General features: G+C 56.1%; 15 protein-coding genes. 5 read left to right on the top strand and 10 right to left on the bottom strand.

The genetic code is table 11. From position 1 onward, the window contains the following. Positions 1-247: 247 nt before the first annotated feature. Positions 248-2,557, top strand: a complete 2,310-nt coding sequence (locus tag CIK74_RS10445; protein ID WP_096256150.1) for a glycosyltransferase family 2 protein — start codon at positions 248-250, stop codon at positions 2,555-2,557. 5 nt (positions 2,558-2,562) lie between these two features. Here the strand turns inward: CIK74_RS10445 and CIK74_RS10440 are convergent, their stop codons facing one another. Further along, positions 2,563-3,924, bottom strand: a complete 1,362-nt coding sequence (locus CIK74_RS10440; RefSeq protein WP_096256149.1) for a nucleotide sugar dehydrogenase — start codon at positions 3,922-3,924, stop codon at positions 2,563-2,565. Positions 3,925-4,762: 838 nt separating this feature from the next. Here CIK74_RS10440 and CIK74_RS10435 point away from each other — a divergent pair. From CIK74_RS10435 to CIK74_RS10420, 4 genes are all read left to right on the top strand, one after another. Further along, the gene (locus tag CIK74_RS10435) at positions 4,763-7,411 is read left to right on the top strand and encodes a LuxR family transcriptional regulator (RefSeq protein WP_096256148.1); all 2,649 of its coding nucleotides are present in this window, start codon (positions 4,763-4,765) and stop codon (positions 7,409-7,411) included. A 166-nt stretch (positions 7,412-7,577) separates the two neighbouring features. Further along, on the top strand, positions 7,578-7,814 hold the full coding sequence (locus tag CIK74_RS10430; protein ID WP_096256147.1) for a heavy-metal-associated domain-containing protein: 237 nt from the start codon (positions 7,578-7,580) through the stop codon (positions 7,812-7,814). 35 nt (positions 7,815-7,849) lie between these two features. Then, positions 7,850-9,853, top strand: a complete 2,004-nt coding sequence (locus CIK74_RS10425) for a cation-translocating P-type ATPase (protein ID WP_096256146.1) — start codon at positions 7,850-7,852, stop codon at positions 9,851-9,853. Between the two features lie 97 nt (positions 9,854-9,950). Beyond that, positions 9,951-10,667 carry a Crp/Fnr family transcriptional regulator gene (locus CIK74_RS10420; RefSeq protein WP_096256145.1) on the top strand — a complete coding sequence of 239 codons (717 nt, stop codon included), beginning with the start codon at positions 9,951-9,953 and terminating at the stop codon, positions 10,665-10,667. 78 nt (positions 10,668-10,745) lie between these two features. On the opposite strand, the gene CIK74_RS10415 is transcribed toward CIK74_RS10420, so the two are convergent. The 9 genes from CIK74_RS10415 to CIK74_RS10380 all read right to left on the bottom strand — a co-directional run bounded on the left by CIK74_RS10415 (position 10,746) and on the right by CIK74_RS10380 (position 18,109). Then, positions 10,746-11,897 carry a N(5)-(carboxyethyl)ornithine synthase gene (locus CIK74_RS10415; RefSeq protein ID WP_096256144.1) on the bottom strand — a complete coding sequence of 384 codons (1,152 nt, stop codon included), beginning with the start codon at positions 11,895-11,897 and terminating at the stop codon, positions 10,746-10,748. 132 nt (positions 11,898-12,029) lie between these two features. Continuing rightward, on the bottom strand, positions 12,030-12,548 hold the full coding sequence (gene idi, locus CIK74_RS10410) for an isopentenyl-diphosphate Delta-isomerase (protein WP_096256143.1): 519 nt from the start codon (positions 12,546-12,548) through the stop codon (positions 12,030-12,032). A gap of 32 nt (positions 12,549-12,580) precedes the next feature. Then, the gene (locus CIK74_RS10405) at positions 12,581-13,441 is read right to left on the bottom strand and encodes a prenyltransferase (RefSeq protein WP_096256142.1); all 861 of its coding nucleotides are present in this window, start codon (positions 13,439-13,441) and stop codon (positions 12,581-12,583) included. Then, positions 13,438-13,764 carry a lycopene cyclase domain-containing protein gene (locus tag CIK74_RS10400; protein WP_096256141.1) on the bottom strand — a complete coding sequence of 109 codons (327 nt, stop codon included), beginning with the start codon at positions 13,762-13,764 and terminating at the stop codon, positions 13,438-13,440. Before CIK74_RS10400 ends, CIK74_RS10405 begins: the two co-directional genes overlap by 4 nt. Continuing rightward, entirely contained in the window at positions 13,754-14,104 is a 351-nt protein-coding gene (locus CIK74_RS10395; RefSeq protein ID WP_096256140.1) for a lycopene cyclase domain-containing protein, read from the bottom strand. Before CIK74_RS10395 ends, CIK74_RS10400 begins: the two co-directional genes overlap by 11 nt. Beyond that, complete coding sequence (gene crtI / locus CIK74_RS18775; protein WP_170947838.1) at positions 14,101-15,690, bottom strand: phytoene desaturase family protein; 1,590 nt, start codon at positions 15,688-15,690, stop codon at positions 14,101-14,103. The genes CIK74_RS10395 and crtI overlap by 4 nt, the downstream gene beginning before the upstream one ends. Next, positions 15,687-16,565 (bottom strand): squalene/phytoene synthase family protein, encoded by an 879-nt coding sequence (locus tag CIK74_RS18770; RefSeq protein WP_170947837.1) that lies wholly within the window; start codon positions 16,563-16,565, stop codon positions 15,687-15,689. The genes crtI and CIK74_RS18770 overlap by 4 nt, the downstream gene beginning before the upstream one ends. A 3-nt stretch (positions 16,566-16,568) precedes the next feature. Beyond that, positions 16,569-17,645: a polyprenyl synthetase family protein gene (locus CIK74_RS10385; protein WP_096256139.1), complete on the bottom strand. Its 1,077-nt coding sequence runs from the start codon at positions 17,643-17,645 to the stop codon at positions 16,569-16,571. Then, on the bottom strand, positions 17,642-18,109 hold the full coding sequence (locus CIK74_RS10380; RefSeq protein WP_096256138.1) for a MarR family transcriptional regulator: 468 nt from the start codon (positions 18,107-18,109) through the stop codon (positions 17,642-17,644). The genes CIK74_RS10385 and CIK74_RS10380 overlap by 4 nt, the downstream gene beginning before the upstream one ends. Between the last annotated feature and the right edge of the window lie 52 nt (positions 18,110-18,161).

Genomic DNA, 18,161 nt, shown 5'->3' with positions numbered 1-18,161 from the left:
ATCGCTGACTAGCCGGACGCAGGCGGGCATCTGCAGGCAACGCCTGAACCCCGCCTCAGCATGATTCGAGGGCGTCAGTTCGCACCCGCCGGTTTATCGTATCCCCATGCGTTAGAATTGTGCCAATTACGCAGCGCCTGCGTGCCTGAGGTAGCCCCGCCAGCTGGGTGACGATTTTTGAGCTGGCATTATCTGACTCACGAGCTACGTGCTCAGTATCGATTCATCATCTCGCGAAGGAACCCGCATGAGCTCTGTCAAAAATGATGCCCAGCAGGCTGCCGCAGGCAGACGTCGGCAGTGGGGTTCGGAAAAACGCTCCGACCCTTTGCCGATAGTCCATCCAGCCCCCTCGCGCCGCAAACTGGCCTGGGGCCGCGTGGCCATTGTGACGACTATCGCCGCGTGGTTCTCCTACGTGGTCAGCACCATCCTGCGGGAGTTGGCAAATAATCCAGGCGTGGGGTTCCGATTCCAATTCGAAGCTGTCCTCTACCTGTTGGTGGTCACGCTGCTGACCTTCTCGGCATTGATGTACCTCACCGCGCGGCAGGGCGCGCTGAACCGGTTCGCTGCCCACCGGCGTGTGCCGCGCGGGGAACTGGACCGGCATTTCCGCGACCACCGCGAAAGCATTACCGTATTGGTGCCCAGCTATGCTGAAGAACCTGCCGTGGTGCGGGGCACCCTGTGGTCTGCTGCGCTTCAGGAATTTCCGGCGATTCGTGTGGTCCTGCTGATCGATGACGACCCATTTCCTCGCGATGAGACGGTTGCACAAAAACTGGAGCTTACCCGCGAGCTGACCGGGGAGATTCAGCGTGCGTTGCAGGAGCCGTTGGCACGCACTCAATCGGCGCTGGATTCCTTCCGTCAGGCGGACCATAGCGAGTCTCACCGCCTGCTGGAAGAATTGATTTCCAGCTACCGCTGGTGCGCTCAGTGGCTGGAAGCCATGGCTGAAGCTGAAACTGTCAGCGACCATGTCGAGGAGTTCTTCGTCGATTCGGTGCTCATGGGGCTCTCCCGCGAGCTGCGGTTGACCCTGCTGGCACTGGAGGCAGCTCACGCCCAGGATTCCGTGCCGGACACTTCCCGGATGGAGGAACTGCACCTGCGGCTGGTGCGCATCTTCAACGCGCAACTGGTGAACTTCGAGCGCAAGCGTTACGCGAGTCTCTCCCAGGAAGCCAATAAGGCGATGAATCTCAATTCCTATATTTCTCTGATGGGCAAGCAATGGCTTCCCGAGCAGCGCGGCGACGCTCTGATCTTGCGTGAATATGCCCCACAGGGCCAGCACACCAACGTTGAGGGCCTGATCAGCATCCCGGACAGCACCTACTTACTGACGCTGGATGCTGACTCAATCCTGCTGCGCGATTACTGCCTGCGCTTGGTGTACTTCCTTGAATCGGAGGAGAACTCGCGCGTTGCAGTGACTCAGACACCCTATTCTTCCTTCCGAGGTGCCCCGACCCGCATTGAGCGGATCGCAGGTGCAACGACCGACATCCAGCACATCCTGCATCAGGGCAAGACCCTCTACAACGCCACGTTCTGGGTCGGTGCGAATGCGGTGATCCGCAAGGAGGCACTGCAGGATATCGCCCAGGTGAACACCGTGGGCGGCTATGAGATCCATACGTATATTCAGGACCGCACGGTGATTGAGGATACTGAATCAAGCATTGATCTGGGTGCCCATGGATGGGCTCTGAGCAACTACCCCGAGCGGCTGAGTTACAGCGCTACCCCGCCTGATTTCGGCTCGCTAGTGGTGCAGCGCCGACGGTGGGCCAACGGCGGGTTGCTGATCATGCCCAAACTCTGGAGGCAGGCGCGCGAGCGGCGGCTGCAGCGCAATCCCCTGCGATTACGCGAGATCTTGCTCCGGGTCAACTACATGTCTTCCATTGCCTGGGCCAGCGTTGGGCTGATCTTCCTCCTGGCCTACCCATACGACAGCCGTCTGCTCAGTCCATTGATATTCGCTGCGGCCGTTCCCTACTTCCTCTGCATGGGCAGCGATCTTCGTGATTCCGGGCACCGCTTCAGCGATATCTTCCGCATCTACGGCTTTAATCTTGTGCTGCTACCGGTGAATATGGCTGGGGTGCTTAAATCCGTTCAGCAGGCTTTCACCGGAGAGAAGATTCCCTTCGCCAGAACTCCCAAGGTGCGCGACCGCACGGCCGCGCCAGCATTACACGTCGCGGTTCCTTACATAATCGTGCTCTTCTCACTGTTCACGCTATACCGCGATGTGCTCAGTGAGAACTGGGGCAACGCAGTCTTTGCCGCGTTGAACGCCGTCTTGGCGGCCTACGCCATCAGGGCTTATATCGGCTTCAAGAATTCATTGTCCGATATGACGCTCGGACTGGTGTCCTGGCTGTTCGTGAGCCCTAAGAAAAGTCCTCCGGTGGCCGCGGCTTACCCCCCAGCTACTCCGGAAACTACGGATTGGGAAACAATTTTGTACCAAGGCGACCGCAGACTAAACCGCGACCTGCGCGGGAAAAACGACCGACGCCGACGGATCAATCTGCGCTGAGATGCTTAGAGCGGCACCCGGTTCAGGATTCCAGTGGCCCGATAGGTCCCATCAATTACCGTATCCGTCATGCTGATCCATGACAGGTCCACATGGCTGTGCGCAGTGTTTAGGAAGATGAGATCCGCGCCGAAGTCGTGCGGGTTCGGGTATCCCGAAACGTGGGTATCCCCAAGAGTTATTGGACCGGCAAAGTGGTGATCATGGAATCCCACGTGCGCACCAGCCTCAAGCAGCAACGACATGATTTCAAGACCCGGAGAGTTAGACAGGTCTGCCGTGTCCGGGTAGTTGGACAAACCAATGATCAGCACCTTGGAATCGGAGAGCTCTTTTCCCAAATCCACGAGCACTCGCACGCAACGTTCCACCACCGCGGCAGGGCGGTGTTTATTGGACTTCACGGCCGCCTCAAGTACCGGAAGCTGTAAACCATGAGCTTGTGATTGGTTGAGTATATGATGAGGGCCAATGGTTAGCTCGTAACCACCGGCACCCGAACCAGCGGTGAATCCCGCAACAGCATCTAGATTTAGATTGACTGACTCCAGAACCTCCTCGAATGGAACATCGAGTTCCGTACAAGCTTGCGCGAATTCGCTGGTCAACGCGGTCTTTACCGTGTGAAAAGCGGCTTCGAAGAGTTTCGTCATCTCCGCGGCTTCCAAGCCATAAGTACGCTGGAACTTGAATACTCCGTGTCCGAAAAACTCCACTGCCGCTTCTCGGCAGGAAGTGGTGTATCCACCGACTAGTCGTGGGACATGAATATTTTTCTGCTGGGAGATAGAGACGTTAGCCGGTTCCGGGCTGAATGCCACATGGATATCAATGCCTGGCACTAAGGTTCGATTCCGGAGTGGTTCCACAATCAATTCGCGAGTAGCACCTGCGTAAGTTGTCGTGGTCTGCACAATGAGCTGACCTGGTGACACTGCGTTCACCACGAGGCCGCAGGCATCACGCAGAGGCGAATAATCTGGGACGTTGGCTTCAGATACCGGTGTGGGTACGCAGATGATCAGCACTGCAGCTTTAGCAAGTTCTTCCGGATCGGCAGTCAGCGTCAGCAGCTGCGCGCCCATTGCGTGGGCGATCCTCTTGTTTTCGAGCAACGATAAACTCATAGATCCACTGGAAACCTCAGCGAGTCGGGACTCAGAGGCATCAAAACCAAGCACCCGCTCTTTGGAGATGCACTGATTGTGAAGCGTCCGCACTCCGACGGGCCCCAACCCGATCACTGCGATGTCGTATTCAAATTTGTTGTCAATACGCGGATTCTCGCCTACAAATTCTTGCGGCGAGTCTCCGGTATCAACAACCTCCGACAGACCGAGTTTGCCTCGAATATTAAGTACGGTCATCACGCTTCCCCCAAGAAGTCTCCAATATACCGTTCAGAATACTACGGTGCTCCCACTTTCCTTCGAACAGGCGCAGGGCCAGCGCAACGTTTCCTCTGTACTCCCCCAAAAGTGCACAGTGAGTTGACACCTGCCCAGCAAACTGTCGGTCCGTCCTGAAACAAGCTTGAACTGGTGCATGTCAAGTTGGCTAGTGCATCCGACGGGGAATATAGAAAACCCCATAGCGATGAAAGGAACGTGGGGTTAACCCCACGTTAAACGCATACTTCAAAGATGACGCTTCAACTACTATCTTGCGTACATGCGCCGTTTAGTGATGACCGCTCCGCGGTCAATTCTGGAACGTATCCAGGCTGTGTGCTGGTCTTCCCCAGTCGAACTCGATGTGCAAACACCGTATGGCATGGAAAACAAACCTTGCCACGGTCAAGTCATGTTTTCTTACTTTGAGCTTTTCTGTGCCGAGCTCCAGGAAATAATGTCAGTGCTTAGACCCCAACTGCAGTGCGCTCGAAACCAAGCCTTCAGTGCCCACTGGACGTAAGAATGTATGCCAAGTTTATTTTTGTTGAGAATACATCCAAGACGTGAAAACACATCCGTAAATAGTTTCTGAAACACGACGTGATACTTTTCACCTATTTCCGATGTCAACGTATTGTTGGATTAGTCGGCCATAAGTATGATCGACGAGGTTTCGCTGAGGAGCGTTAACTGCACTCGCAAAGGTTCGTCAGTTCTGGGCCTGATTTACGTACCTTGGGGGTACTCGACTTGTTGATTTTAAATCCGCATTCTGCCACCGGGCGATATCAGTTCTGGCCGGGTCACCCCTATGCGTAACAGGCAAGTGCTTCTAGAAAAGCTAGGAAAATTCACGAAAGGGCACCGTGACAGAGTTGCCATCGTGTCTGGCGGATCCGGCTTGGGAAAATCCTGGGTACTCGAGCAGATTGGTCAGCGGCTCGATGGGCAACCCCACCGGCTTATCCGTTCTAACAAACATGATTCGGCTTGGCCGCTATCAGGGTTATTCTCTTTTATTTCGGCTATTCCGCTGAAGCTTTCACCAGAGATCTCCGGACTCGTCCCTGATTCCACGGATGCTGAGGTGGACCGTTATCGAATCGCCATAGCCCTGCTTCAAGAACTCACCGAGAAAATTGAACCAGACACGGTATTCCTCATTGACGATTTGGATTTCATGGATCCCGACAGCCAAAGGATCTTAGGATTCCTTGCAAGCCGGCTTCAAGGCAACCGGGTCAGTTTCATCGCAACCACTAATTCGGCCACAGTACCTGAGCCATTCGACGTCTTCCAACGCTTTCCGCTGGAAATGATGGATTCACTGACCCTGAAACAAATCGCCATAGACGAAAGTGTCTTTGAGCTGCAGGAGTCCGTCGCCGAAATTCTCGTTTGCTTTGCTCGAGGAAACCCAGGGACTCTGCTCGAGCACCTGAGTTCCTTGTCGGAGGCACAAAAGTCGAATCAGGAACCGTTGACGCTTCCGTACCATGCACGGATAGAGTCCTCTTCCACACTGCGCGCTCTGGAAGCGCGCTTTACCGCAACGCAGATTACGGCGTTGAAATACATCGCGATTGGCCCGGTGCTGCCATTCGCCGTGGCCATAAAAATTCCTGATGTCACGGAGCATGACGTCAGCGAACTGGTCAACGCCGGTGTCGTGAGATTCAGCCAAGAATTACTCAACCTTCCCAATGCCCTCATGCGCAGCCATTTGTTTTGGGGTCTCGGCTCTATGCAACGCCGCCAGATGCATCTGCTCATTGCCGAAGCCGCAAACTCCATAGAACTCAAGCTATTTCATCAAAGCCGGGCTGACGATTCGCAGATACCCTCACACCAGCTAATCCGAGGTGCCGTCCGCCTAGTTGACGACGGCTTAATCCATGCAGCCATTGAAGTCGTTGAATGGGCCCTAACCCGCCTTGATAGTGAGCATCCAGCTCCCGAAGTCCTTCAATTCATTCAACAACTGGGACGAAGTGGACACTTAGGTATTGCCTGGCGCTATATTAAATATCTTGATGGCTTCAGTCTGGCCCCTGAGCAAAAACTCATGTTGCTGAACCATGAGGTAGAACTACGCGTTATAGAAGGCTCAATCATCCCCACTGCCAGTATCCATAGTGCGGTGGAAGAGCACCACGTCAATAACCTCGCGCTCAGCGCAAACCTCATGAGCATGAGCGCCCTTGCCCTGTGCCTCGATGGAAAGCTTGGCGAAGCACACACAGATTTGCAGCGTGCCCGGGAACTATTTTCTGCAGCTGAATCTGCGCCTAGTCCACGTTTCCGACACGCGCAAGTACTCCATGATTCGTATACCGGACATCAGGCGTCGGTGATGTCCAGCTATCAGTCGGTGATCCAGCGAAAAGCAGCAGACGTTAATGGCATTACATTCCTGACTGTCGCCTCGGCCCTCTCGACGCTCGGCTACCACGAACAGGCGCGCACCGCACTTTTGCCGGTGCTGAACGGGACCAGTACCGAGATCGTCTACCAATCCCTAGGGCTGCTCTACGAAGCCCAATTTGCTATCACTGCCCATGATGTACCGCGGGCATTACGCGCGGTAGAACGCTGGAACGCCTCACCTAGCGTGGACTTGATGCGTCCGCTGCCAAGCATCGTCAACGCGTGGTATTGGATCATGAAAGCCCGTCCCGATCAGGCTGGTCCCATCCTGGATGCCTTGCGGCCATTTGTTATAGGTCAGCTGCCCTCAATCTACTCCACACTCGTCACCGAGCTTCAAGGACTCCAAGCGCTGATGAGCGCCAGGTTTGATGAAGCAATCACCTACTTCCAGCAGGCGCAACTGGCATATGGCGAGATTGTCAGTATCCATTACGTGGAAACCTGTGTGAATCTCATCGAGGCCTTTTCCTGCGCACATCATGACCAGGAAGCGGCCAACGAATTCAGGGCGACGCAATCGTTGATGGCCAGAATTTCGGGCAGGCATGCAAAGATGCTGATACTTCGCGCTCAAGCAATCGCATTGCCCGGGGATATTTCTCTTGCTCGTTTCCAAGCTCTCCTTGATACGTGGCAACCTGCCGATGGCCAACTCGAGCTCGCAAGAATCCACCACTGCTTCGGTACCCGGTTGGGAACTGCTGGCCGGCAAGAACAGAGCATCGAGCAGCTTGTCATTGCGCGCACCATCTACCGGAATATTGGGGCCTTAGGTTGGGCGCAACGCGTCGATTCCCAGCTTTCACACGTCACCGAGAGCACCTCGGAGGACACGAATTTCAAAATGCTCTCCGCCGACGAGGCTCAGGTGGTCGCCATGGTTCGAAAAGGCATGACTAACAAGGATATCGCCGAAGAATTGTTCATTACGGTCAGTGCCGTGGAGGCTCGGCTGACGCGGCTATTCCGCAAAACCGGTACGAGTAATCGGCAACAGCTTTCGGCGCATTTCACTGCACGCTCGAACTAACGCACAAGCTCATTGGCAGTTGGCGCTTTGCCTGCAAGAACTTCCGCGAATCAGGCACTTGATCCACGTCAAGGACAATATTTCAGCACATAGATACGCTCGGGAGCAATGGTTGGAATCCCCTCCAACTATTGCTCCTTCTCTTTTTTGAGCGAAAGGTTCCACCATGTCCAACACGACTGCAAGCACCCACACCCTGCTCCGTGCCGAAGGTTTCTCCTGCCCCTCATGCGTATCCAAAATCGAGAAACAGGTTGGCCGACTAGAAGGCGTTGAAAAAGTTCAGGGGCACTTCGCCTCGGGCCGCGTTGAGGTAGACCACGACCCAGCCCAAACCTCCGTTGAGCAACTCATTGCCGCTGTGGACAAGGCCGGATATAAGTCCGCGGTCTCGGCCTTCTAATCTCCTGTCGATAATTCAGAAAGGTCGGCGTGCTCGTGAAAGCGCTTGGCAAATTCAGGTACGGAAACTGGTTTATTCCTGTGGTTTCCGGTCTGCTAATTCTTCTCTCCTTCGGTGTTCAGTACCTGTTTGCCGGGCAGTGGAACGCCACGCTGACGCCTCGCTGGTGGTTTGCAGCCACCGAACACTCCCACGAGACGGGCCATGTATTTACCCTGTCCAACGCGTTGATGCTTGCTGGTGGAATCGTGGCCGGCTACAAAATTAGCGTGAACGCGGTACGGGCCCTGCAGGTGAAGTTCATCAGTATTGATCTGTTGGTCTCTATCGCTGCCCTCGGCGCGGTGCTGATTGGGAACTTCTGGGAATCGGCAGCGGTGACCTTCCTTTTCTCCGTAGGCCACGCGTTGGAAGCAGGAACCATGAATAAAACCCGCGCTGCTCTCGCCGAGCTGGTCGCGGTAGTTCCTGATCAAGCCGTCGTCCTGCGCAATGGTGAACAGGTTCAGGTACCTGCCACCGAGGTGAAGATGGGCGAGACCGTACTAGTCAAAAACGGTGCCAAGATCCCCGTGGATGGGCTGGTCATCAGCGGCACCGGGGCGATTGACGAAGCCACCATCACCGGCGAATCCATCCCGGTTGAAAAGTCGGCCGCAGACCAGGTGTTCGCGGGAACTATTTCTCACGGTGGCTTCCTTCAAGTCAAGGCCACCGGCACCGGCGCTGACACCACGTTGGCACGCATCATTCACCGCGTGGAAGAAGCCCAAGATGCCAAGGCTAAAACCCAAACCTTCATTGATCGTTTTTCCAAGTGGTACACCCCGGCCGTAATGCTGCTCGCCCTGCTGGCATGGCTCATCTCTGCAGACGTGGTACTTGGACTGACGTTGCTGGTCATTGGCTGCCCAGGTGCATTAGTGATCTCTATCCCGGTGGCCATTGTGGCAGGTATAGGACGCTCGGCACGGAACGGAATCCTGATCAAGGGTGGCGAATATCTGGAGAATGCCGCAAGGATCACCGCGGTAGCCGTAGATAAGACTGGCACCCTCACCGAGGGGCGCCCTGTGCTCACCGACATCGTGGTGCTCGATCCGAAGATGGATCGTTCAGCAGTGCTTCGCTGGGCCGCCGGCGCCGAGGCAGGATCCGAGCACCCGCTAGCTGCACCGATTTTGGACACCGCCCGTGACGAAGGGGTTTCTCCCACCACTCTAGCCGAAGATGTCACCCCGGTGATTGGCAAAGGAATCGTTGCCCACGTTGAAGGACAACAGGTTCTGGTGGGCAATACCGCGCTCATGGCTCAATATGGAATTACTGAATTGGGTGCTTCGGCAGAAGTTGCTGACGAGCTCTCCGCAGCAGGAAAAACCGCCATGATTATCGCGCTGGAAGACCGTGTCATCGCAGTGATTGCAGTAGCCGACACGATTCGTGCCGAGGCTCCGGCAATGATCCGCGAATTGCACGCCATCGGGGTGAAGAAGGTCGTGATGCTCACCGGAGACTCCCGCAAGGTGGCAGAAGCTATCGCTGCGGCGACGGGAATTGATGAAATCCAAGCCTCCTTATTCCCGGAAGACAAACTCGCCGCCGTCGCACAAATGCAGAGCGAAGGTCACGTTGTGGCCATGGTCGGTGACGGGGTCAATGATGCGCCGGCCTTGGCCACCGCGGACATCGGTGTGGCCATGGGTGCTGCCGGTTCGGCGGTCGCAGTGCAAACTGCGGATATCGCGCTCATGGGAGACCGGCTGCTGAAACTTCCGGAAGCAATCTGGCTGGCCCAACGCACAGTACGGATCATGCGACAGAACATCACCATTGCCTTGGGCACGGTGCTGATATTGCTCGCCGGAGTCTTTGCCGGCGGGGTGAGCATGTCGCTGGGAATGCTCGTCCACGAAGGTTCGGTGCTCATTGTCATCCTCAACGCCATGCGGCTGATGCGGGTTCGTCCCACGCAAGTTGCCGTACCTGACCAGGTCGCCACGGGAGAGGATCAAAAGAATAAGGCAGCACTTCGCTAAGCAGCAGAACAACTGCCACAGCCAGATAACTTTGGCGGTGGCAGTTGTGCGTCTTTTCATGGAGGATAAGGGCATAGCTGAGGGTAAGGAAGATCTGATGCACACCAGTATTGCTACGGAGAAATCTGCGGGAGCAAACGAGCTTTGTGTAAGCCGAGTACCGCTATTTCAATCATTGAGCTACGAGCAACAGCTAGAGGTTGCCGGGGTGGCACATGCGATTCATTTGGACCGCGCCGAGGTATTCTACTCTGCTGCCAGCAACAATTCTCAGTTGCTGGTGGTGCATACCGGGCGGGTAAAGATTTCCCTCACGAATTCCAACGGTCACGAACAAATTATCCGGGTTCTGGGTCCGGGAGATTTTTTTGGTGAGTCTGCGTTCCTGACAGGAATCAGTCCAGAGAATGATGCGACTGCGCTGGAGGACGCTCAGTTGTGCGTTTTTCGCCATGCAGACTTAGCCCAGTTGATACAACGTCATGCAAGCATCGGATTGTGCATGCTTCAAGATGTCAGCCGCCGCTTAGGCGAAACAGAATCTCGTTTGGCTGCGGTGATTTCCGCAGATGTCAGCTCTCGCCTGGCAGATTATTTGCTGTCACTTCCGGCGGTGGCATCCGCTGAGCGAGCATTGGAAGTGGTACTCCCCCTGGCGAAGAAAGACATTGCCTCGCTGTTGGACACCACTCCTGAGTCGATTAGCCGTCAGTTGCGTTCGCTCAGTGAGGCTCGGGTCATCGTTCAAGGACGAGGAAACCGAATCACATTGCTCGATATCGATGCGTTAAGCGAACTGACCAACGCGCTATAGAGCTTCTGCGTACCAACCATAAACGGTCGGTACGCAGAAGACTGACTTAGATCTCACCAATCACAGTCTGGAGAGATCTTAAACTAGCAATTCATGTGGATAGTTCGCCTCACGGTGCTGAAATTCCAAGATGGCCGGATTCTTGATGATGCCGTCCTGAATTTCAATGGCGCTGGCAATGGTCCTATTCTCATTCCAGGCGCCAGGCCCGGCGAGCACCACGTCGAGGAATGGCAGCAATCCATCGCTGATTTCCCAACTGGCCGAGTTCCACAGGTAGGAGGGCGAATGGTCCACCGCGTAATAGTTGATGTTCTTTCCCACGCTGAACATTGGATCGGCAAAAGTGGTCGGCTTAGCCCATTCGAAGCCCATCCCTTCATCGCAGGAAACATCAACGATCAGGCTTCCTGGGGCAAAGGCATCTAGTTCTTCAGTACTCAGATACATCAGCGGTGCATTGGGATCCTGCAGCGTGCAGTTGATGACCATGTCGTGTTCGGCCAAGAACGGTGCCAAGGGCACCTTGCCGGTATCGGTGGTCACTTCGCCAAGGTGAGGGCCGTCATCGTGTTCGAACTGCACCATGTCCACCGCGTGAATGGGTGAGGCCACCGCTGCCACAGCGCGTGAGGTGAGCACCTTGATTTCATTGACACCGTGCGCGCGCAAGGCGGTCACGGCACCGCGAGCGGTCGCGCCGAATCCAATGACCACCGCGGATAACCGGCGTCCGTAGTCTCCGGTCACACCACATAGTTGCATGGAATGAAGTACCGAAGCATAACCGGCTAGCTCGTTGTTCTTGTGGAATACATGAAGCCCAAAGCTTCCGTCGACACCCCAGTGATTCATCGCTTCGAAGGCGATCAGCGTCAGCTTCTTGTCTATCGCCAGCTGGGTGAGTTTTTGATCCTGGACACAGTGTGGCCAGCCCCAAAGGATTTGTCCTTCACGCATTTCTTCAAGGTCTGCATGTTGCGGCTTAGGTAGCAGCACGATATCCGCGGTTTTCATGATTTCGCTTCGTGAGGCAATTTTGCCTACCAACGGTGCGAGTTGTTCGTCATCGATGCCGCATGGGAGCCCGTAGCCGGTTTCAACCATCATTCGTTTGCGAAAGCGCTCTTCGATGCGCTCAAAGTGCATCGGGTGGATCGGTAAACGCCGTTCATCGGTCTTCTGTGAAGTTGCAATGACACCCAGTGAAAGGTCATTTGTCGAATTCATGCGTTGTTTTCTCTTTCTTTGTGGAGCAGGCCACAATAGACCACCCCATACAGCTCACGGTACAGTGCCGTACCAAACGCCAGACTTATCACGACGCATTCGAGCCGATGGGGAGGCGAGAAAAACGCGGACTCAGTGGGCGGGCTGCGGGGAGAACTGGGCGAGTTGTTCTACCACCCATGGGCTGAACGCCCAGGGGGTTTGCGACACCGAGGTTTCGAGGTTCTGCACCTTCACCCACTGGTAATCCATGACTTCGTCAGGATTAGGTGCCAGTTCGTTGTCCAGCGTCGCGACGAAGACCGGGCATCGTTCGTTTTCCACGATGCCCGAAGCATCTACGGCACGGTAGGCAAAGTCCGGCAGTACCACGCTCGGTTCGCTGATGCGCGCGCCTAGTTCATGTGCTGCGTGGCGGCGTACCGCTTCCTCGATTGGCTCCTCTGGCATGGGGTGTCCACAGAAGGAATTGGTCCAGACCCCTGGCCAGGTAAGCTTCGACAGTGCCCGGCGGGTGATGAGCAATTGGCCTTGGGAGTTGAACAGATAACAGGAAAACGCCTGATGCAAGGCGGTGTTTTCGGTGTGCACCAATTCCTTGGGACATGCGCCAATTGGTTCGCCGTCCTCGGAAAGCAAGATGACGTCCATGAAGTGATTACTTCCTTAGCTTCGTGGTTCGCCTAGGCGAACATGGTGGTGTAAATAATCAGCATAGTAAGCAAGAAGCCACAGAGGTAATTTACCCACAGGAACCTCTTCCATGCCCGGTTGACTTCTTGGGAATTTGCATCCGTGACCCGCAGGTAAGGCAACGCATTGAGCAGGTATGGGATGACCAGTAATGCGGCGGCGGCCGAGGGCCAGCGGAGTCCCAGAACCAGCAATGCCCCGCCCACTAGGTAGGCAATTAAAACCAAGTGCAGGGTCAATCGCGCGCCAAGCACGGTGGCAATTGATCCGAGCTGTCCTTCACGGTCAGGAATGATGTCCTGGATGGCACCCAGTGCATGGCTGGCCATTCCCCAGAGCAAGAATGCGGCGAATACGCACCATTGGGTGCTTCCCACGGCGCTTCCTGCCAGCACCCAGCCGTAAACCGCGGGCGAGAGAAAATGTATCGAGCTGGTTAAGGAGTCGAGGCCAGGGCGTTCCTTAAAACGCAGCTTCGGTGCACTATAGGCCAGGACCGCAAACAGGCTGATCAGCAAGATGATATTTGAAAGCGCCGTACCACCGAGCAGCAGTGCCACGACAAACGGCAGCGCACTGATCAGGCTTGCGGCGAGGATCATGCGGTGCTTGCTCTTGGATAACAGCGCTCCCTCAATGCCTCCCTTGCGTGGATTGCGCAGATCAGATTCATAGTCAAAGACATCGTTGACCCCATACATGAGCAGGTTGTATGGGAAAAGGAAGAACACGGTACCAACCACCAGCAGCCAGTCAATGTGCTGTCCGGCAATCAGGTAAGCGGCTGCGAATGGGTAGGCGGTGTTCACCCAGGACACCGGGCGGGAGGTCGCTAAAATAGCCCGGATCATTCCGCCGCCTCCTTTTCAACAGTTGGCTTGCCGCCAAAGAGCCACCAGAGCGCAGGCATCAAAATCACCGCTGCTAGCGGGTAGAGGAAATCCTCTACAGGTGCTCGTCCCAGATACAGGCCAAGCAAGGTTTGCTCCCCATAATCAAAGAGCCCGGCGGCAATCATCACATTGTCAAAGACGGCGGTGAGCACCAGCATGATGCCCAGTGCCATCCCGAGTACGGCGAGCGCTTGGCGGTACTGGATCCGTTTGACCACAAGAACTACCAGCAATAGCAGTGCCGCGGCAGCGACAAACCATAATCCCATTTCAAGAAACATTGTGACCTCCGGTGGTCCTGGCGTTGTTCCTGCGCAGTGTGCGGCGTACTACCGGCAGCCCGGTGACCACGACCATGGTGGAATAGCACAGGAAGATCAGGAAGAAGACTTCTTCCAGCGGTAGTTGTTCGGCCACCATGATTCCTGTCATCAGCTGTGAATCCCGGTGCAGGAAGATCCCTTGGCTAATGGCCAGAACATCCCACAACAGGAAGAACGCCGTGCCCAGAATCAGGCTCAGTAGTGCGGCCAGCGGCTTGGCAAAAATGAAGAGCTTGAAGCGCGCATCAATGAGGGCCATGCAGGCAAGCAGTCCCAGCAGGATCAGCAGATAAATCACAGTTTCACTCCATACTTCTGGGTCCACCAGGTCTCATCGATGGCTCCTGGAGTGCTGATGCCGTTGACTGCCTTTGCGGCCAGTTCCCCGCTGATCAAGCACATGGGTACGCCGATACCCGGGCGTACCGAGCTCCCGGCGAAGTAGAGACCGGAGACTTTGCTGCTGCGGTTCTGCGGGCGTAAAAATGCACTTTGCCCCAGGGTGTGTGCCAGTCCTAAAGCGGAGCCTTGGAAGGCACCGTATTGGCTGGCGAAGTCTGCTGGTCCGATGCTCTGGCGCACTACAATGCGTTCTCGCAGATCTGGGATCTTGGCCCACTGCGCCAGTTGGTCGATGGCCGCGTCAGCTACCCGTTCCACCCTCGCATCTCCTTGACCGTCGGCTCCCCCGCTACCCCAGTGCGGCAAGGCGGGCGCCGGTACCAAGATGAATAGATTCTCGTGCCCTTCCGGAGCAGCGGAAGGATCGGTGGCGCTGGGTTTGCATACGTAGATGCTGGTACTTGCGGCGAGATCGCGGCCCTCGTGGATTCGGGCGAAGTTATCGTCCCAGTCCTTGGTGAAGAACAGGTTGTGGTGTTCGAGTTCTGGAAGGTGGCCTGTGACGCCTAAGCAGAGCAGTACCGCGCTTGGGCCAGGATCCTTGGATTTCCAGCTCTTCGCTGGATAGGTATGCAGTGAAGGATCCAGCAGTTCACCTTCAAGGTGGTGCAGGTCTGCGGCCCCAATCACCGCGTCGGCTTCAATGCGTTGCTGCCTGCCGTCAGAGTCAACCCAGCGCACTGCTTCCACCGTGGTTTCCGGGCGCCGCCCGGTTTCAATTTTTGTGGCTGTGGCTCCCAGCTTGATTTCTACTCCACGGCTCTGCGCGAGGTCGCCCATCGCGTCGGCGAGCGCCGCAAATCCTCCCATGGGGTATTGCACCCCTTGGGTGAGATCCAAGTGGCTCATCAGTTGGTAGAGGGCCGGGGTGCGCCGCGGACTGGAGCCAAGGAACACTGCCGGGTAGCCCAGGATTTGGCGTAGTTGCGGGTTACGGAAGCGCTTGGCGACATAACCTTGCAGGTTATTAGCCAGCAATGTAGCCAAGGTCAGCGCGTGGCGCGCTATCGCCGGGCGTACCAAGCCCTTGAGCGTGTTGAAATCGTCGTAGAGGAAATGATCCCGGGCCAGCCTGTAGCCGGTCGCAGCCCGATCCAAGTATTTCGCTAAGGCAGGGGCAGAGCCCGGTTCCAGCTGCTCGAAGAGGTCCTTTACTTGCGTGCCGGTTCCTACCTCTACCGGGCTGTCACTACCTTCAAAGAAGGTTCGGTAGCCAACCGGTAGCTGACGAAGATCCAGGTGCTGGTCCACACTGGAGCCCATGAGCTTGAACCAGTGTTCAAAGACCTCGGGCATAAGGTACCAGGAGGGTCCGGTATCAAAGTTGAAGCCTTCGCGGTGCAGCCGTCCGGAGCGACCGCCTAAGCTGGCGTGCTGTTCAAGCAAGGTCACCTGGTGTCCGCTGGCCGCCAGCAAACCGGCACTGGCCAGTCCGGAGAACCCTCCGCCAATCACCACGATGCGCGAAGAAGCTGTGCTCATTTAGTACTCCAAGAAATAGTCGCGAGCACGGCCTTAAAGGTAATCAAAGCCTTGCGTGGTGTTGAGACCGAGATCCGCCCGGTCAGCAGCTTCCGCGCCGGGGTGTTATCTATTTGTCGATTGAGTTCGGCAAATAAGTCGTGGGCTATACGTACCGCTCGCGCGGCGCTGGGAGCGAGCAGGTTAATGCCTTCTCGCGCTGTTGCCAGGTCTGCATAGATCTGTGCGACTAGCTCATCCTTCTGGGCCTCGCTAAATGTGTGGGCCGCAGCACCAGGGAAATAATTACGTCCCAGTTGTTGGCTATCGGCGGCAAGGTCACGCAGGAAGTTCACCTTCTGGAAGGCTGAGCCTAAGCTTCTGGCGGCCTGTGCCGCCTTGGGTGAATCACTGTGATGTTTGCCTGGCATCGCGCGGAAGACTTGCAAACACATCAGTCCCACGACTTCGGCTGAACCGTAAATATAGTCTTCTAAGGAGGAGGCGTCGTGATCGTTGCGAACCAGGTCTGCACGCATCGAGGCGAAGAATGGTTCGGTTAGTTCCACACCAATACCGGTGGCCCTGCAGGTGGCTGCGAAGGCATGGACCACCAGGTTAGTGCTGTACCCGCGTTCCATTCCCTGTACGGTTTCCGCTTCCAAGGCATCTAAGACGGCTGCCACCTGAGGACCGCTCAAACCGGCCTCACTGGCTACCCCATCTACTACCTCGTCAGCAAGGCGAACCAACGCGTAAATATTGGAGATGTGCTGGGCAGAAACGCGGTCCAGCATTTTGCAGGCCAATGAAAAGGAAGTTGAATACGCGCCGATGACCACCTGGGCACTGCGGGTGGCCGTGGCTGAATAGCGTTGAAGATCTGTCAGTTCCATGGCTTAGTTACTCCGTGAGAGGATCAGCGCGGTACATTCGTGCAGCATGGCCTGCGCCGCGGCGGGTAAACGCAAGAAGGTGGCCGAGCGAGTGGCCGAGGTACACAGCTGGTGTGCTAGTTTGCGTGCGAACTGTTCGGCCCCTGATTCTTCGAGGGCACGGCGTAGGTCGCTGAGCTCGCTCTTTCCTGCCCGGTAGTGCGCTAACTGCGAGCTGAAGCCCTGCTGGCCATTGGCCAACGAGATCAAGATGGTGCTTTTGGCTTCGCGAAGATCCGAATCTACGGATTTTCCGGTAGCTTTTGGATCCCCAAAGGTTCCCAATACGTCATCAATGACCTGATAGGCGATACCTAGTTGGCAACCGACGTTTCCCAGAACCTCTGCTTGCTCTTTTCCTGCGCCGGCTAATAGTGCGCCTGCCTGCAAAGGAAGTTGGAAGGAATAGGCTGCGGTTTTCAGTTCTTCCATGCGTAGCACTTCGCCGGTGGTGGCCGGCTGCTGCGAGAGCGAGTAAAGCAGGTCTTCGAGTTCACCGGCACCGGCTTGGGCGATAGCACGGTGAAATGCTGCCTCCACCTCGGCCTCACAGTCCAGGCCCTGTGCGGAGCGGCCTGCGATTTTGATTGCTTCGGCCAATAGGAGGTCGCCAGCAATGATGGCGGCGCTGTTACCTGCGTGATCAGCGTCGACGCTGTCACGTCCCGCAGCCAGGGCAAGGTCACGGTAATGCGCTGAGAGAGTCGGCGCTCCACGGCGTACGTAGTCACGGTCCACGACATCGTCATGCATCAGCAGTGCGGTGTGCAGTAACTCGAAGGCGCATGCCAAATCAAACAAAGCCTTAGAAGCTACCCCGCCAAAGGCTTGATAGCCAAGTACTACTAAGGCCGGGCGGGTGAGTTTTCCGCCGTCGATACTTACCGAAATTTGTTCCCACAAATTAGCGGTGTATGCCGAATAGCTTGCGGCGCGGGTTTGAGCTTCGGTGACCAGCTGGTCTAGGTGCGTGCGAATCTCGGCCAAGGTCTGCGTATCTGCAAAGCTAGGCAAGGTGGCGTGGGCGGTGTGCGCGCTCATGATTTGTTACTCCGTGGCTGATTTTCTGCGGCAGATTCTAATACTTTGCAAAGTTGGGTCAGGAAGCCGAGCACGGTTTGCTGCTCGGCCTCGCCTAGTTCTCGAAACGCACGGTAGATACTGCGCAGGCGCAGTGCCGTCTGTTGCGGGATTCCCGGGAAATTTTCGCCATGCCGAATCAATGTTTTGCGTCGGTCGTGGCTGTGGGCTTCGCGGCGAATGTATCCGTGGGTGGCGAGCCGGTCCAGCACCGCGGTAATGGAGGCGGAGGTGAGCGACAAGCGTTCAGCTAGTTGTCCCGGGCTGAGTTGTTCGTTGATCCCTAGTGCGCGCAGTGCACGCAGGTCTGTTTCATTCAGACCGAGCTCTTTACGGTAGCCCTCTTCTGCGTCTATGTATGCTTCTTGGAACTGCTCCATCAGGCGCAGTACCTTCGAAGACCGGGCATCCGGTGGGGTTTCCATAAAGAACTTCTCTCGCTAGGTTGATTATTAGCTTCCCTAGATACATCATGGG

Source organism: Glutamicibacter sp. BW77 (assembly GCF_002332285.1).
Classification (GTDB): domain Bacteria; phylum Actinomycetota; class Actinomycetes; order Actinomycetales; family Micrococcaceae; genus Glutamicibacter; species Glutamicibacter bergerei.
The sequence above is the reverse complement of the archived record's forward strand: the minus strand, read 5'-3'. Positions and strand labels throughout refer to the sequence as shown.